The organism is Sphingobium sp. TomMM35A (assembly GCF_054771735.1).
Genome location: NZ_BSRC01000001.1, coordinates 2191522 through 2207289, shown reverse-complemented (window position 1 = coordinate 2207289; position 15768 = coordinate 2191522). Strand labels below are relative to the sequence as shown.

14 protein-coding genes are annotated in these 15768 nt (G+C 63.6%); 6 read left to right on the top strand and 8 right to left on the bottom strand.

Annotated elements, in window-relative coordinates:
• Window positions 1–17: 17 nt before the first annotated feature.
• From ACYU8T_RS11105 to rpmI, 6 genes are all read right to left on the bottom strand, one after another.
• Window positions 18–1583 carry a peptide chain release factor 3 gene (locus ACYU8T_RS11105; protein WP_461159469.1) on the bottom strand — a complete coding sequence of 522 codons (1566 nt, stop codon included), beginning with the start codon at window positions 1581–1583 and terminating at the stop codon, window positions 18–20.
• Between the two features lie 99 nt (window positions 1584–1682).
• Window positions 1683–2564: an aldose 1-epimerase family protein gene (locus ACYU8T_RS11100; protein ID WP_461159468.1), complete on the bottom strand. Its 882-nt coding sequence runs from the start codon at window positions 2562–2564 to the stop codon at window positions 1683–1685.
• Between the two features lie 208 nt (window positions 2565–2772).
• On the bottom strand, window positions 2773–5187 hold the full coding sequence (gene pheT, locus ACYU8T_RS11095; protein ID WP_461159467.1) for a phenylalanine--tRNA ligase subunit beta: 2415 nt from the start codon (window positions 5185–5187) through the stop codon (window positions 2773–2775).
• Window positions 5184–6272, bottom strand: coding sequence for a phenylalanine--tRNA ligase subunit alpha (gene pheS, locus ACYU8T_RS11090; RefSeq protein ID WP_461159466.1), 1089 nt, complete (start codon window positions 6270–6272; stop codon window positions 5184–5186). Before pheS ends, pheT begins: the two co-directional genes overlap by 4 nt.
• A 329-nt stretch (window positions 6273–6601) precedes the next feature.
• Window positions 6602–6964: a 50S ribosomal protein L20 gene (gene rplT, locus ACYU8T_RS11085; protein ID WP_022682430.1), complete on the bottom strand. Its 363-nt coding sequence runs from the start codon at window positions 6962–6964 to the stop codon at window positions 6602–6604.
• A gap of 13 nt (window positions 6965–6977) precedes the next feature.
• Complete coding sequence (gene rpmI, locus ACYU8T_RS11080) at window positions 6978–7181, bottom strand: 50S ribosomal protein L35 (RefSeq protein ID WP_007689506.1); 204 nt, start codon at window positions 7179–7181, stop codon at window positions 6978–6980.
• 158 nt (window positions 7182–7339) lie between these two features.
• On the opposite strand from rpmI, the gene ACYU8T_RS11075 reads away from it, so the two are divergent.
• The gene (locus tag ACYU8T_RS11075) at window positions 7340–9520 is read left to right on the top strand and encodes an AsmA family protein (protein ID WP_461159465.1); all 2181 of its coding nucleotides are present in this window, start codon (window positions 7340–7342) and stop codon (window positions 9518–9520) included.
• Between the two features lie 39 nt (window positions 9521–9559).
• Entirely contained in the window at window positions 9560–10090 is a 531-nt protein-coding gene (locus ACYU8T_RS11070) for an O-acetyl-ADP-ribose deacetylase (protein WP_461159464.1), read from the top strand.
• A gap of 3 nt (window positions 10091–10093) precedes the next feature.
• Here the strand turns inward: ACYU8T_RS11070 and hisN are convergent, their stop codons facing one another.
• A complete protein-coding gene (gene hisN, locus ACYU8T_RS11065; RefSeq protein WP_461159463.1) occupies window positions 10094–10879 on the bottom strand; it encodes a histidinol-phosphatase in 786 nt (261 codons plus the stop codon).
• A 77-nt stretch (window positions 10880–10956) separates the two neighbouring features.
• On the opposite strand from hisN, the gene ACYU8T_RS11060 reads away from it, so the two are divergent.
• Window positions 10957–11385, top strand: a complete 429-nt coding sequence (locus ACYU8T_RS11060) for a VOC family protein (RefSeq protein WP_247230013.1) — start codon at window positions 10957–10959, stop codon at window positions 11383–11385.
• A gap of 22 nt (window positions 11386–11407) precedes the next feature.
• A complete protein-coding gene (locus ACYU8T_RS11055; protein ID WP_461159462.1) occupies window positions 11408–11674 on the top strand; it encodes a hypothetical protein in 267 nt (88 codons plus the stop codon).
• Window positions 11675–11699: 25 nt separating this feature from the next.
• Here ACYU8T_RS11055 and ACYU8T_RS11050 read toward each other — a convergent pair whose 3' ends face one another.
• On the bottom strand, window positions 11700–12635 hold the full coding sequence (locus ACYU8T_RS11050; protein WP_066525693.1) for a ribose-phosphate pyrophosphokinase: 936 nt from the start codon (window positions 12633–12635) through the stop codon (window positions 11700–11702).
• Between the two features lie 117 nt (window positions 12636–12752).
• Between ACYU8T_RS11050 and ACYU8T_RS11045 the strand changes: the two genes are divergently transcribed.
• Window positions 12753–14408, top strand: a complete 1656-nt coding sequence (locus tag ACYU8T_RS11045; protein WP_461159461.1) for an NAD+ synthase — start codon at window positions 12753–12755, stop codon at window positions 14406–14408.
• A 4-nt stretch (window positions 14409–14412) separates the two neighbouring features.
• Window positions 14413–15738, top strand: a complete 1326-nt coding sequence (gene gltX / locus ACYU8T_RS11040) for a glutamate--tRNA ligase (RefSeq protein WP_461159460.1) — start codon at window positions 14413–14415, stop codon at window positions 15736–15738.
• Window positions 15739–15768: the final 30 nt, after the last annotated feature.

The following is a 15768-nucleotide window of genomic DNA, read 5'->3' as shown; positions in this document are numbered from 1 at the left end:
CGGCGTCCGCCAATGCCTCAACGCTCCTTGGTCGCGCTGAACTTCACCTTGGGATGCCGCTCCTGCTGGTATCCGATGTCCCACGCGCTCTTGGCCATGAACACCAGATTGCCGTCCCGGTCCTTCGCCATATTGGCCCCGTTGAACGACACTAGATCCTTGATCGCCGCATCGTCACCGGAAATCCAGCGCGCCGTGTCGAAAGGCGAAGCCTCCAGCCCGGCCGCTACCTTATACTCGGCTTCCAGCCGTGAAATCAGCACGTCCAGCTGCAACTGCCCGACCACCCCGACGATCCAGTTCGATCCGATCTCCGGATAGAAGACCTGGATCACCCCTTCTTCCGACAGGTCGTCCAGCGCCTTGCGCAACTGCTTCGTCTTGGTCGGGTCCTTGAGCGCCACGCGCCGCAGGATTTCCGGCGCAAAGTTCGGCAGGCCGGTAAAGCGCACCCCCGCCTTTTCCGACAGCGTATCACCCACTCGAAGGGTCCCATGGTTGGGAATGCCGATGATGTCGCCGGGAAACGCCTCGTCCGCAATCTCGCGGTCCTGCGCGAAAAAGAGGATCGGCGAATGCACCGCGATCGGCTTGCCCGACCCGCTCGGCGTCAGCTTCATCCCCCGCCGGAACTTGCCCGAACATAACCGCATGAACGCGATCCGGTCGCGGTGCTGCGGGTCCATGTTCGCCTGCACCTTGAAGATGAAGCCGGTCACTTCGCTATCTTCCGGCTCCACCGGCGCGGGCTCGGCCGGCTGAGCGCGCGGCGGCGGCGCATGGGCGGCAAGCGCATCGATCAGCTCGGTCACGCCGAACAGCTTGAGCGCCGACCCAAAATAGACCGGCGTCAAATCGCCATGGCGATAGGCGGCCAGATCGAAATCGGCGTAGCCGCCCACGGCCAGCTCCGCTTCCTCGCGCAGCTTCTCCAGCCCCCGCGCGGATACATGCTCGGCCAGCGCATCGTCATCGATGCCCTCGACAAACACTTCCTTGCCCTCGAACTCCTTGGAAGCCCCGCTCGGCTGACGAAGCCGGTTCTTGGCGAAATCGTAAATCCCCTCGAACTCGCCGCCCATGCCGACTGGCCAGCTCATCGGGCACACGTCGAGCGCCAGCGCGTCGGCCACCTCGTCCAGCAGCGCGAACGTATCACGTCCCTCGCGGTCCACCTTGTTGACGAAGGTGATGATCGGCACGTTGCGGAGACGGCAGACCTCGAACAGCTTGCGCGTCTGCGGCTCGATGCCCTTCGCCGCGTCGATCACCATGACGGCGGAATCGACGGCGGTCAGCGTGCGATAGGTGTCTTCCGAGAAATCCTCGTGCCCTGGCGTGTCGAGCAGGTTGAACGTGATGCCGTCCCGCTCAAACGTCATGACCGAGGACGTCACGGAAATGCCGCGTTGCTGCTCGATCTTCATCCAATCCGACCGCGCCCGCCGGTTCGCCCCGCGCGCCTTGACCTCACCCGCCAGGTGAATCGCGCCACCTTCCAGCAGCAGCTTTTCGGTCAGCGTCGTCTTGCCGGCGTCAGGGTGGGAAATGATCGCGAAGGTACGGCGGGATGGAATGGTCATGATCCTGTCAGGGGCTCTATCAAAAACAACCGTTCGCCCTGAGCTTGTCGAAGGGCGTGACTCGTCCAGACTGCCCGAACGGAATCATTGACGCGGCCGTTACACGTCCACCAGCGTCACGTCCATGCGGAACCGCCGCTCATCCCCGGGCAGCAGCCGCATGATGCCCTGCTTTTCCCAAACGTCGCCCACAAAGCCGACCAGGTCCGCCATGCCCGCCCAAGGCTCCACGCACAGATAATGCGCGCCCGGCTTCTGCCACAGCCCCAGCCAAGGCGTATCGGGAAAGTCGATCTTCAACCGGGTTTGCCCCGGCACGCCCCAGAGGAGGCTATGGCTTTCCAGTTCGTCCCAGATCAGCGCATCGCCTTCGAACATCGCATGGCTGGGCGTCAGAACATTGCCCTCGACAGGCGAGGGCACCTTCTCCCTGGAGATCAGTCCGGGCTCATCCCCCACCTTCCGGATCGGCGCAGGCTCCGCCTTTTCGAACTCCACGACATGCGCTTCGGCCGCCCCGCCATAAGGCAGGGGCCAGGCAAAGGCCGGATGATAGCCAAAGGAAAAGGGCATGTCCGCCTCGCCCCGGTTCATGACGGTGGCCGTCATCATCAACGTGCCGCCTACAACCGCGAACTGCATGTCGAGCCGGAAATCGAACGGATAGACCGCCCGCGTTTCCGCATCAGCCTCCAGCCGAAAGGTCACCGATTCGGGCAGGTGCTCCACCTGCGCAAAGGCCATGCGTCGTGCAAAGCCATGCTGCGGCATCGGAAATTCATGCCCGTCCAGCCGATAGACATCCCCGCGCGACCGCCCGACGAAGGGAAAGAGCAAAGGCGCATGCCCCGTCCACCAACGCGGATCGGCATCGGTCATCAGTTCGCGGCCCTGCGCGTCGGTGAGCGACCAAAGCTCCGCGCCCAGCGGGTTGATGGAGGCGGTGAGGCCGTCCGAAGCGATCGTAATCAACTCGTCCATCGCACACCCCCTGTATGATGTTCACTGGGTCAATCGAGATCGTCACCCCGGACTTGATCCGGGGTCCCGCTTCCTCGTTCGCATGGCTGAAGAAAAGCGGGGTCCCGGGTCAAGCCCGGGACGACGGCAAGGAAACTACCGCAGGTTCAGCCCCTCCCTACCCCCGTTCGTTTCGAGCGAAGTCGAGATCGAAGCAAAACCGCCTGGATTACCCCCGCAGCGTCCCGCCCAACTTCTCCGCAGCCTTCACCACCGCAGCACTGATGGCGTCCAGCTCCTCTTGCGAGAAGCTCTTCTCCCCGGGCTGCAGCGTCACCTCGATGGCCAGGCTCTTGCGCCCCTCATCGACGCCCGGGCCGACAAACACATCGAACAACCGCGCATCGACGATCGCCTTCTTGTCCGCGCCCTTGACCGCGCGCACCAGCGCGTCCGCCTCGACCGCCTCATCCACGACAAAGGCGAAGTCGCGCTTCACCGCCTGCAACGCGGGCGGCGCATAGGGCGCGCGCATGAAGCCGCTCTTCCGCTTGACCGGGATCGCATCCAGGAAGATCTCGCCCGCGACCACAGTGCCGGTCAGGCCAAATTGCTTAGCCAGCGAAGGATGCAGTACCCCGAACTCGGCGAGCACCACTTTCGGCCCCAATCGCAATGTGCCCGATTGCCCCGGATGGTAAGCGCCCGACGCGTCGCCAAAGCTCTGCAGATTCGCCACCGGCGCGCCAGCGGCCGCCAGCAGCGCCAATACTTCCGCCTTGGCATCGAAGGCCGAGAAAGCCTGCGCCTTGTCCGTCTGCCAGCCGCGCGGCGTCTTCTCGCCCGCCAGCACGAAGCCGATGGTCGCCCGCTCCTTTTCGGCGAAATAGCGCCGTCCCACCTCGAACAGCCGCACCGAAGCCGCGCCGCGGTCCATGTTGCGCCGCGTCGCCGACAGCAGGCCGGGCAGCAGCGAAGGCCGCATCACCTTCAGATCTTCGGAAATCGGATTGGCGAGCGTCCAGTCGCCGCCGCCGACTGATGCGGCTTCCTTCTCCGAGATGAAGGACCAGTTGATCGCCTCGGCTAGGCCGCGGGCCGCCGCCGTGCGCCGTACCCGCCGTTCGACCAGTTGCTCCGCCGTTGCCGTCGGCCGCGCCACGCCGGGTGCGCGGGGCAGGGGGGTGGAGGGCACCTGATCCAGCCCGACGATCCGCACCACTTCCTCGACCAGATCGGGCCACCCGTCGACGTCCCGCCGCCAGCTCGGCACGGAAACGCTCCAATGGGCGGGTGTCGTCACCGGCATGCCGTCTTCATATCCGAAGGTGGCGTCATGCCCCTCCACGCCAAAGCCCAGGCTTTCAAGGATGCGCTTCTGCTCGTCATCGCTCACATAGACGCCTGCCAGCGCCAGGCATTGCGACGGCTCGTAACGGACGATCTTGTTGGCGACCGGCGGCTCACCGGCGCGCGTCGCTTGGCTCGGCGTACCACCGCACAGCTTCACCACCAGGTCGGTCGCGATCGACAGGCCGTCATCCAGGAAAGCCGGGTCCACCCCGCGCTCGAACCGTCCGCGTGCGTCGCTGGTCAGGCCCAGCTTCTGCCCGGTGACCGCAATCCGCTCCGGCGTGAAATAGGCGCATTCGATCAGTACGTCGGTCGTGGCGTCGGTCGCACCCGAATGCTCGCCGCCCATGATGCCGCCAATGTCGTGCACCGCTTCATCGTCGGCGATGACGGTCATCGTCTCGTCAACCGTGTAGGTCTTGCCGTTGAGCGCCAGCACCTCTTCGCCCGACTTGCCTTTGCGCGCCGTCAGCGGACCCTTCAGCGTCGCCATGTCATAGACATGCAGCGGACGGCCAAGGTCGATCATCAGATAATTGGTGATATCGACCAGCGTGCTGATCGGCTTCTGCCCAATGGCTTTCAGCCGTCGCGCCATCCATTCGGGCGACTGGCCGTTGGTGACGCCCTGCACCGTGCGCGCGAAGAAGGCCGGGCAGCCATCTTCATCCTCGACCCGGACGTCCGGTCCCGGACGCACGCCCTCCACCGTCGGCACGATGATCGGGTTGAGCGTGCCCAAGCCCGCTGCCGCCAGATCGCGCGCAATCCCCCGCACGCCCATGCAGTCCTGGCGATTAGGTGTTATACTCACATCAATCACCGGGTCATCGAGCCCCGCCCACCGGGCATAGACCTCTCCAACCGGAGAATCCGCGTTTAATTCGATGATTCCTTCATGGTCTTCGCCCAGTTCCAGCTCCCGGAACGAGCACATCATCCCGTTGGACTCGACCCCGCGAATGGCGGTCTTCTTCAAAACCATGCCATTCACCGGCACCACCGCGCCCTCGGTTCCGAACACGCCAACAAGGCCCGCGCGCGCATTGGGCGCGCCGCACACGACCTGCAAGGGGCCATCGCCCGCATCCACGGTCAGCACCTGCAACTTGTCCGCCTGCGGATGCGGCTCCGCCGTCAGCACCCTGGCGATGCGAAATGCGCCCAGCTTCGCGGCCGGATTCTCCACCCCCTCGACCTCCAGGCCGATGTTCGTCAGGCCCTTTAGGATCGTCGGCAGATCGGCATCAGTGTTGAGATGCGTCTTCAGCCAGCTCAGCGTGAACTTCATGCGCCCACTCCTCCGCTCAGCGTCGGCACATCCAGCGCCGAAAAGCCATAATGTTTCAGCCAGCGCAGATCGCCGTCGAAGAAAGCGCGCAAGTCGTTCATCCCATATTTCAGCATGGCAAGCCGATCGACGCCCGTGCCGAACGCAAAGCCCTGCCACTCATCGGGGTCCAGCCCACACGCCTCGATCACCCGGCGGTTGACCATGCCGCTGCCCAGCACTTCCAGCCAGCCGCCGCCGGGCGCGTCGCCGTCACCACCGATTACGCGCTGACCGTTCGTGAGCGTGTAACCCACATCCACTTCCACCGAAGGCTCGGTGAAGGGGAAGTAGCTCGGCCGCAGCCGCAGAACGATGTCGTCCCGCTCGAAAAAGGCCTTGAGGAAGGTCTCCAGCGTCCACTTGAGGTGCCCAAGGGTGATGCCCTTGTCGATCACCAGCCCCTCGATCTGGTGGAACATCGGCGTATGCGTCGCGTCGCTGTCCGACCGGTAGACCCGGCCCGGCGCGATGATGCGGATCGGCGGCTCGCCACTCATCATCGTGCGGATCTGCACCGGCGACGTATGGGTGCGCAGCAGCATCTTCTTGCCCTCGGCGTCGGGGAAATAGAAGGTGTCATGCATCGCCCGCGCCGGATGCGTCTCGGGAATGTTGAGCGCGGTGAAATTATGCCAGTCGTCCTCGATCTCCGGCCCTGTCGCCACCGAGAAGCCCAGGTCCGCGAAAATCTCCGCCAGTTCGTCCATCACCTGGCTCACCGGATGCACCGATCCCTGCGGGCCGATGTCGGCGGGCAGGGTCATGTCGATCTTCTCGGCCGCAAGCTTCGCGTCGAGCGCCGCCTGCTCCAGCGCGGCCTTCCTGTCGGCAAGCGCCGCCGTCACGCTTTCGCGCAGGTCCTGAATCGGCGGCCCTTTCTCCAGCCGCTCCTCGGGGCTCATCGGCCCCAATGTCTTGAGCAGTCCCGTCACCACCCCATTCTTGCCCATGGCGCCGACGCGCAGCGCTTCCAGCGCATCGAGCGTATCGGCGGCATTGATGTCGGCGATCAGGCCGGCTTTCAGATTGGAAATCTCACTCATGATTTTCAGCAGTCCCGCGAAGGCGAAATATGAGCGGGCCTTAGCCGGGCGCGAGCGCCAAGGAAAGGGTCACGCCTGCGCACCAGCTACGGCTGTGACGTAGAGCCGCCGGAGATGGAGTCACATAGGTGTTATCTCTGCGCCAAGGCTTCGCGTTACACCGTCCCGTTCGCTCTGAGCTTGTCGAAGGGCTGATTTTCTCTCCGACGAAAGAGTTGGGCTTCGACAAGCTCAGCCCGAACGGCAGGAGTGTGAGCGAGACCAAACAAAAAGGGCGCCGGAAGCTTCTGCCCCGGCGCCCCTTGGACGATCTTTCGACCGTTCTATACTCAGGCCGCGGGCAGCGCAGCCTTCGCCTGGGCGATGATGGCGCTGAACGCCTCGCCTTCGTGCATTGCGATGTCGGCCAGGACCTTGCGGTCCAGATCGACGCCGGCCAGCTTCAGGCCGTGCATGAACTGCGAATAGGTCAGCCCTTCAGCGCGGACGCCAGCGTTGATGCGCTGGATCCACAAGCCACGGAAGGTCCGCTTCTTGACCTTGCGGTCGCGATAAGCGTACTGGCCGGCCTTTTCGACAGCCTGGCGGGCGATGCGGATCGTATTCTTGCGACGGCCATAATAGCCCTTCGCCTGATCCAGAATCCTCTTATGCTTCGCCTTGGTGGTCGTACCACGTTTTACGCGTGCCATGTGCCTCTACTCCTTACTTCAGGCCGTAGGGCGCCCAGAGGCGCACGTGAGCCACGTCGGCGTCGGACATGACCGACGTGCCGCGGTTCTGGCGGATATATTTTGCGTTGTGGCTGATCAGGCGGTGACGCTTGCCAGCGACGCCGTGCTTGACCTTGCCGGAAGCGGTGAACTTGAAGCGCTTCTTCACACCGCTCTTGGTCTTGAGCTTGGGCATTTTCGTCTCCTTCTTCAGCGCGACGATTACGGACAGCCACGGCAGCCCTAGTTAGCCGGGCGGTCCTTCCAAATATCGCGAAGGGGCGCGCATAGTCGGAAGCACCTTCAAAGGCAAGGTGATTCGGACCCAAAGACGAGGACGGGCGTTCTTGCGCCATGGCCGATGCCGATCCCTTGCGGCCGGACACTCCGGCAAAAGAGGCTCCTGCGCCCGGCGGCGCGGCAGGAGGCATCGGCCATTATTGGTCCTCCGCACGCCAGAAATGGCGCAAGGTTCCGCTGCCCCTTCGCATCATCGCCTACATCATCGGCCTGATTTTCCTGCTGTGGCTGATCCTGTTCATCACGAAGGGTCGGTTCCTCAAACATCCGTTCGAACGCTTCCTCACCAGCCGCCTGGAACGTCCGGTCAACGTTGCTGGTGACTTCCAACTTTATTTCGCGCCCATCACCATCAAGTTCCGCGCCGAGGGGATGTCGATCGCCAACACGCCTTGGGCGAGCCGCCCGCATTTCTTCTATTCCGATCTTATCGATACGCGGATCGCACCGCTCAGCCTGATCTTCGGCGACAAATATCGCGTCCGTTGGCTTGAGCTTCGCAACGCCGCCGCTGACCTTGAATGGTCGCGGGATGGCAAGAGCAATACATGGACCTTCGGTGATCCGAACAAGAAGGGAGAGCCACTCGATCTGCCGCTTATCCGCCGAGCGCTGCTCGCGGGGACGACCTTGCGGTATCGCGACCCCCGGATGCAGCTGTCGACCGACATACGCTTCGAAACCGTGAAGGCGCAGGATACGCGCTTTGCAAGCGACATTCGCTTCTCCGGCGACGGCACGATGCGAAGCCGCCCCTTCACCTTGCGTGGTGGGCTGCTTTCACCCAACCAGACGATAACGGGCGGCAAGAACAGCCTCGCGCTCTACGCGCAGTCGGGGCCGACGATATTGGAGGTCAGCGGCACCTTGCCCGGTGCGACCGAGATCGAAGGGGCGGACCTGCGGCTGGTGACGCGCGGTCCCAATCTTGCTCTGCTGTTCGATTTCCTCGGCGTCGCCATTCCCGAAACCCGCACCTACCGCTTCACCTCCGCCCTTACGAAGCAGGACGGAGAATGGCGCTTCACTCATCTTAAGGGCCGGTTCGGAGACAGCGACCTTTCCGGCCGCATGACCGTTTCGCTGCCCAACGATCGCCTGCGCCTGAATGCGGACCTGGCTACCCGCACGCTCGACATAGTCGATGTAGGCCCCTTCATCGGCTACAATCCCCAGAAGCTGGAAGCGCAGGGCGCAAGTGGCGCGATCGAGAATGTCGGCGGCAGACCCCGCATCCTCCCGGATGCGCCGCTCCGGGTAGAGGCGCTGCGCAATTTCGACGCGAATGTTCGCTATGACGTGCGTCAGGTCCGGGCGCCCAACGTTCCGATCTCCAATATCGGCCTTACGCTCGCGCTGGAGCGCAGCCTGCTGACGCTGTCGCCGCTCACCTTCGACATGTCCGGCGGGCATGTCAGTTCGGACATAGAGATAAATGCGCGGGGGAAGCCGGTGCGCACCCGCTATGATGTCCGCCTCTCGCCCACGCCCATGGGCAAGCTGCTTGGCCGCTGGGGGGTCGAGGAATCGGGCACCACCGGGATCATCAAGGCGCGAGCGCAGATGACCGGCCTTGGCGATACGGTGCATGACTCGCTCAGCACCGCGAATGGCAGGATTGCCGTCATCCTGCCTGCGGGCACCATGTGGGCACGCAACGTGCAGCTTGCCGAACTCGATGTGGGCACCTTCATCACGAAGATGTTCGAAAAGAAGCTGAAGGAGCCTGTCCAGATCAACTGCGGGCTCATCGCCTTCACCGTCCGCAACGGCATCGCTGCGGCTGATCCGATCATTATCGATACCAAGAAGAATGTCATGCTGGGGCGGGGCGGCTTCTCCTTCCGTAACGAGAGCCTTGATCTTGTTTTCCGCGCCGATGGCAAGAAGTTCAGCCTGTTTTCGGGCCAGTCGCCGGTCGGCATCAACGGCTATTTCGCAAAGCCCGGCATCGACGTCATCAGTCCTGAACTGGTGGCGCGCGGCGGCGCGGCGGCAGCGCTCGGGATCGCGGCGAGCCCGCTCGCCGCCGTGTTGGCCTTTGTCGATGTAGGCGACGCCAAGAGCGCGGCTTGCGGTCCCGTCCTTGCGGGCGCGACGGCCGCTGCCCAGCGCACTAAGGACGGCAAGCCACGAGATGATGTGGGCCGAGGCACCACGTCCAAGGAAGAGTCCGGCAAGGCCAATGCCAGGCAGGAAAAGAAGCAGAAGAAGAAGTTTCTCGGGATATTCTAGGGCAATGCGGCGAATGCGACCTACAGCGAGGGCTGCGTCATGATCTCCGGCACGTGCCGCTGGGATATCCAGACTGGCGACATCACCCGTTGTGCGACGGATGCGATCGTCAACGCCGCTAACAGCTCTCTACTTGGTGGAGGCGGGGTGGATGGCGCGATCCATCGGGCGGCAGGACCCGAACTGCTCGCAGAATGCCGCATGCTCGGCGGCTGTCCGGTAGGGGAGGCACGGATCACCCGCGGCTACAATCTGCCCGCTGCGCATGTCATCCATACTGTCGGCCCAGTGTGGCGGGGTGGGGGTGCAAGCGAAGGGGAGTTGCTCGCGAACTGCTACAAATCATCGCTCGGACTGGCGCGCGAAAACAGCCTCCGCAGCATCGCTTTCCCCGCCATTTCCACAGGCATTTATGGCTATCCGAAAGATGAGGCGTCGAAGGTTGCGGCCCGGACGGTGCGGGAAGAACTGGCTGCCTTTCCCTTGGCCTTCGACCTCATCCTCTTCATCTGCTTCGATGATGAAAGCAGGCGCATCTATGCTGAAGCGGTAGCCGGGCTCACAGCCTGAGCGTCAATGAGCGTGATGCCCCTCCGCCAGCGCTTCCAGCACATCATCCAGCCTCGCCGCATCACCCAAGGCGATCACGCGCCCGTCGCTTTCAGCCGTGATGGGGTCGCCCGCCCAATCACACATGCGCCCGCCTGCACCCTCCACGACAGGCACAAGCGCGGCGATGTCGTGCAGCTTCAACCCGGCCTCCACGACGATATCGACATGCCCCGACGCGATCAGGCCGTAATTATAACAGTCGCCACCCCACACCGTATCGCGGCACTGCCCGGCCAGCCGTGAGAAATGCTCGCCGGTGCAGCCGGGGAAATATTGCGGACCGGTGCTGGCAAGGATGGCCTCTTCCAATGAGCGGCAGCGGCGGGTGGTGACGGCCGCGCCGTTGAAGGTCGTCGGCTGGCCCATCATGCCTGCCCAACGTTCCTTCGCGATCGGCTGGTCGATGATGCCGATGGTCGGCCAGCCTGCCTGGGTCAGCGCGATCAGCGTGCCGAATATCGGCCGTCCCGCGATGAAGCTGCGCGTGCCGTCGATCGGGTCGAGGATCCAGACGCGCTCGGCACCTTCCCGGGTTGCGCCATATTCCTCGCCGATAATACCATCTGCGGGACGTTCTTTCTCCAAAATCTCCCGAATCGCCGCTTCGGCCGCCCGGTCGGCCTCCGTCACCGGCGACTTGTCCGACTTGAATTCCATGTCGTATCGCGCGCGGAAAAAGGGCCGGATCGCCGCTGCGGCAGCGTCGGCCAGGCGGTGGGCAAGGGTCAGGTCGTCGCGGGTCGTCATCGCTCCCGCCTAGCCGGAAAGCGCCCGTTGCGCTAGGCTTTGCCAGCCCGCTTGACGATCGATGAAGGAGGGAAATGATGCCCGGTTCCCCAGTGATCCCCGGCCTGCGCTATGCCGATGCCCCGGCGGCCATAAGTTTCCTGCAAGACGCCTTCGGCTTTGAACTGCATGCCTGTCATGAGGATGAGGCCGATCCGCACATCATCCATCATGCGCAGCTAGTCCTGGGCGATGGCATGGTGATGCTCGGCAGCGCACGCGATGGTGAGGCGGAGTCGCTCTACAGCTGGACCACGCCGCGCGATCTGGGCGGCGTCACGACCTGCATCTATGTCGTGGTCGCGGACGTCGACGCGCACTGTCTTCATGCCCGCAATCAGGGCGCGGTGGTGGTGAACGAGCCGCATGACAATCAGGGCTATCCCGGTCGCGGCTATGAAGCGCTCGATCCGGAAGGCAATCTGTGGAGCTTCGGCACCTATGATCCTTGGAGGTCCGCCGTTTAAGCTTCGGCAACCCGCGCCGTTTATGCGTTCGTATCGGAAGGGAATGGCTGTGGCGCTGATCGGCTGGATGTTGAGTTTCGCTGCCTTGCTGGGGGCGCTCGCCCTGCGGCAGGATGCGCCCATGGGGGGATCGGCCGCCCTGTCCAACATGCTCCTGCTGCTGGCGCTGCTTGCCTGCCCGATGCTTTGGCAGGGCGCGCCACTGGGCATTTCCCGTGCGCAGAGAGTGGTTGGCGGCCTGATCCTGCTATTCTGCCTGCCGATGCTATTGCTGCCGGGCGCTTCATAGAAGTCGCGCGGCGCAACTTCGCCGGTCAGTCGAACAGACTGGAGACCGAGCTTTCGTCCGCGATCCGCTTGATTGCTTCGCCCAACAGCGGCGCGATCGGCAGGTGGCGGATGCTCTTGGCATTGCACACGGCGTCCGTGCCCTGGATCGAATCGGTGATCACCAGCTCCTTGAGCTCGGAAGCCTCGACGCGGGCAACCGCGCCGCCCGACAGCACGCCATGGCTGACATAGGCAACCACATCTTCCGCGCCCGCAGCTTTCAGCGCGCCGGCTGCGTTGCACAGCGTCCCAGCCGAATCGACGATATCGTCGATCAGGACGCAGAAGCGGCCCTTCACGTCGCCGATGATGTTCATCACTTCCGATTCGCCCGCGCGCTCACGCCGCTTGTCGACGATGGCGAGCGGGGCGTTGTCCAGCCGCTTGGCAAGCGCACGGGCACGTACCACGCCGCCCACGTCCGGCGACACGACCATCAGGTTGCGGTCGCCAAAACGCGCCTGGATGTCAGCCGACATGACCGGCGCGCCGAACAGGTTGTCGGTCGGAATGTCGAAAAAGCCCTGGATCTGTCCCGCATGCAGATCGACCGAAAGCACGCGGTTCGCGCCCGCCGTGGTGATGAGGTTCGCCACCAGCTTGGCCGAGATCGGGGTGCGCGGCCCGGGCTTCCGGTCCTGCCGGGCATAGCCGAAATAAGGGACGACCGCCGTGATTCGCTTGGCCGACGCGCGCTTCAGCGCATCGATCATGATCAGCAATTCCATCAGATTGTCGTTGGTCGGATAGGCCGTCGACTGAATGACGAACACATCCTCGCCCCGGACATTCTCGTGAATTTCCACGAAAACTTCCTCATCGGCGAAGCGGCGGACGCTCGCGTCGGTCAGGGGGATCTCGATATAATCCGCAATGGCGGCCGCAAGCGGCTTGTTGGAATTGCCGGTCATGAGTTTCATGGCCAAACCCCTGTGACGATTGGATGACGATGCGCGAAACGCGGCCTCTTTAGCGGCGCTTGCCCTCAGTGGAAAGGCGCTTTTGCGCAGGCGGGCAAAATGGACTAGGGCGCGGCCATGACCGACAAACTCGTGATCGCCCTTGCCCAGATGACACAGAGCGTGGGCGACCTGAAGGCCAATGCGGACGCGATGCTCGAATGGCGGGCCCGTGCGACCGGCGCCGACCTCATCGTCTTTCCCGAACTTCAGCTGATCGGCTACCCGCCCGAAGACCTGGTGCTGAAGCCCGCGCTGGTCGATCGCGCGAACCATGAGCTGGATCGCCTGGCGCAGGTGACGGCGGACGGCGGCCCGGCGATGCTGGTCGGCACGGTGGTCGCGTCCCAAGGCGTGTTGTTCAACGTCGTCGCCCTGCTGGAAGACGGCGCGGTCACCGCCATCCGGCAAAAGCGCGAGCTGCCCAATTATGGCACCTTCGATGAAAAGCGCCTCTTCGCGCCCGGCCCGCTGCCCGCGCCCATCGATTTCCGCGGCGTGAAGATCGGCGTGCCGATCTGCGAGGATATCTGGTTTCCCTTCGTCACAGCCCATCTGCGGGCGGAAGGAGCGGAAATCCTCATCAGCCCCAATGGCAGCCCGTTCGAAGTCGACAAGGACGATCGCCGCATCAACGCCGTCGCTGGCACGCGGGTGCGCGAAACCGGTCTGCCGCTCGTCTATCTCAATCGCGTGGGCGGCCAGGACGAACTGGTGTTCGACGGTGCGTCCTTCGTCATGGGCGCCGACCGCAGCATCGCCCACCAACTGCCCGATTGGGAAGAAGCGCTCGTCCTCACCCATTGGGAAAAGTGGGAAGGCCAGTGGGTCTGCATCCCCGGCGATCGGCATGAACTCGATAGCCGCCCGGCCGACATCTATAATGCGATGGTGCTCGGCCTGCGCGACTATGTGAACCGCAACGGCTTTCCCGGCGTCGTCCTCGGCCTGTCAGGCGGCATCGATTCGGCGTTGTCGGCTGCCGTGGCGGTGGACGCCTTGGGACCCGATCGCGTCTGGAGCGTCATGCTGCCGTCGCGCTTCACCAGCCAGGACAGCCTGGACGATGCCGTCGAATGCGCCCGCCTGCTCGGCATCCGCTACGATACGATCCCGATCCAACCGGCCGTCGCAGCCTTCGATTCGATGTTGGCAGATTCGTTCGAAGGGCGGCAGCGCGACCTTACTGAAGAAAATCTCCAGTCCCGCATCCGTGGCGTCACGCTCATGGGCCTGTCCAACAAGTTCGGCCACATGCTGCTGACCACAGGCAACAAGAGCGAGATGTCGGTCGGTTACGCCACCATCTATGGCGACATGGCGGGCGGCTATTCGGTGTTGAAGGATGCCTACAAAACCACCGTCTTCGACCTCAGCCGCTGGCGGAACGAGAATGTCTCCTCGCTCGGCCTCGGGCCCTCTGGTCCGGTCATGCCGGAGCGCGTGATCACCAAGCCGCCAAGCGCGGAACTGCGCGAGGACCAGAAGGATGAGGACAGCCTGCCGCCCTATGAAGTGCTGGACCCGATCCTCTATGGCCTGGTCGAAGAGGAACTGTCCGTCGAACAGCTTGTCGCACGCGGCTTCGACAAGGATGTCGTCGCCCGGATCGAACGCCTCCTCTATGTCGCGGAATATAAGCGCCGCCAGTCGCCCCCGGGCGTAAAGCTCGGCATTCGCAATTTCGGGCGTGATCGCCGCTATCCGATCACCAACGCTTTCCGGACGCTTTAAGCTCATGACCGTCATCACCCGCTTCGCTCCCTCGCCTACCGGCAACCTTCATGTCGGCAATATCCGCGCCGCGCTCCACAACTGGCTTTGGGCACGCAAAAGCGGCGGCAAGTTCCTCCTGCGCCTCGACGATACCGACCTTGAGCGGTCGCGCCCCAAATATGCCGACGCGATCAAGGCGGATCTGTCTTGGCTCGGCCTCCATTGGGACGCGGAAGAAAAGCAATCGGATCGCTTCGCCCTCTACGAAAGCCGCTTCGAGCAGTTGAAGGCGTCGGGCCATGTCTATCCGGCCTATGAAACGAGCCAGGAACTGGAACTGCGGCGCAAGGTGTTGCTCGGCCGGGGCCTTCCCCCGGTCTATGACCGCGCCGCCCTGTCGCTGACCAGCGACCAGATCGCCGCCCATGAAGCCGAAGGCCGCAAGCCCCATTGGCGCTTCAGGCTTGATCATGATCAGCCGATCCTCTGGACCGACCTCATCCGTGGCGAGCAGCGTTTCGACCCCAGGCTGCTGTCCGACCCGGTGATCCGCCGCGCCGATGGCAGCTGGCTCTACATGCTCCCGTCCGTGATCGACGATGTCGACATGGGCATAACCCATGTGCTGCGCGGTGAAGACCATGTGTCCAACACGGCGGCGCAGATCCAGATGTTCACCGCTCTGGGTGCGCAGCTGCCATCCTTCGCGCATGAGGCTCTGCTGACCGGCAGCGAAGGCAAGCTTTCCAAGCGGCTGGGCTCCCTCGGCGTTGCGCATTTCCGCGAAATCGGACTGGAACCAATGGCTGTCCTGTCCCTGCTCGCCCGCCTTGGCACCTCCATGCCGATCGAGCCCTTCGCCAATGTCGATCCCTTGGTCGAAAGCTTCGACTTCGCGCATTTCGGCCGCGCGCCCGCGCGTTTCGATGAAGCGGAACTGGCCACGCTCAACCAGAAGATCGTCCATCTTCTACCCTATGAGGCTGTGGCGAACCGCCTCCCTGCCGGGATGGATGAAGCCGGATGGAGCGCCATCCGGCCCAATCTGGAGAATATGTCGCAGGCCGCCGATTGGTGGCGCATCGTGACTGGCCCTGTCGAAGCGCCTGCGCCTGATGAGGATGATCGCGCCTTCCTCGCCACCGCGCGCGAAATCCTGCTCGGCCTGGATTTCGGGCCTGACATCTGGCCCGCGCTCACTGGCGCGCTCAAGGAACGGACCGGTCGAAAGGGCAAGATGCTGTTCCTGCCGCTCCGCCGTGCGCTCACAGGCCTCGATCATGGCCCCGACATGGCGCAGCTCCTGCCGCTGATCGCTAAGGAGGAAGCGCTTCGGCGCTTAGGCTGACCCTGGAAAGTTGTGCTTAGATCGGCACCA

Coding starts and splice junctions, on each gene's coding strand:
- hisN (WP_461159463.1), bottom strand. CDS start 10,879: ATGACGACCCGCGACGACCTGACCCTTGCCCACCGCCTGGCCGACGCT.
- ACYU8T_RS11060 (WP_247230013.1), top strand. CDS start 10,957: ATGCCCGGTTCCCCAGTGATCCCCGGCCTGCGCTATGCCGATGCCCCG.
- gltX (WP_461159460.1), top strand. CDS start 14,413: ATGACCGTCATCACCCGCTTCGCTCCCTCGCCTACCGGCAACCTTCAT.
- pheT (WP_461159467.1), bottom strand. CDS start 5,187: ATGAAGTTCACGCTGAGCTGGCTGAAGACGCATCTCAACACTGATGCC.
- ACYU8T_RS11055 (WP_461159462.1), top strand. CDS start 11,408: ATGCGTTCGTATCGGAAGGGAATGGCTGTGGCGCTGATCGGCTGGATG.
- ACYU8T_RS11075 (WP_461159465.1), top strand. CDS start 7,340: ATGGCCGATGCCGATCCCTTGCGGCCGGACACTCCGGCAAAAGAGGCT.
- ACYU8T_RS11050 (WP_066525693.1), bottom strand. CDS start 12,635: ATGAAACTCATGACCGGCAATTCCAACAAGCCGCTTGCGGCCGCCATT.
- ACYU8T_RS11100 (WP_461159468.1), bottom strand. CDS start 2,564: ATGGACGAGTTGATTACGATCGCTTCGGACGGCCTCACCGCCTCCATC.
- ACYU8T_RS11045 (WP_461159461.1), top strand. CDS start 12,753: ATGACCGACAAACTCGTGATCGCCCTTGCCCAGATGACACAGAGCGTG.
- ACYU8T_RS11105 (WP_461159469.1), bottom strand. CDS start 1,583: ATGACCATTCCATCCCGCCGTACCTTCGCGATCATTTCCCACCCTGAC.
- rpmI (WP_007689506.1), bottom strand. CDS start 7,181: ATGCCCAAGCTCAAGACCAAGAGCGGTGTGAAGAAGCGCTTCAAGTTC.
- pheS (WP_461159466.1), bottom strand. CDS start 6,272: ATGAGTGAGATTTCCAATCTGAAAGCCGGCCTGATCGCCGACATCAAT.
- rplT (WP_022682430.1), bottom strand. CDS start 6,964: ATGGCACGCGTAAAACGTGGTACGACCACCAAGGCGAAGCATAAGAGG.
- ACYU8T_RS11070 (WP_461159464.1), top strand. CDS start 9,560: ATGATCTCCGGCACGTGCCGCTGGGATATCCAGACTGGCGACATCACC.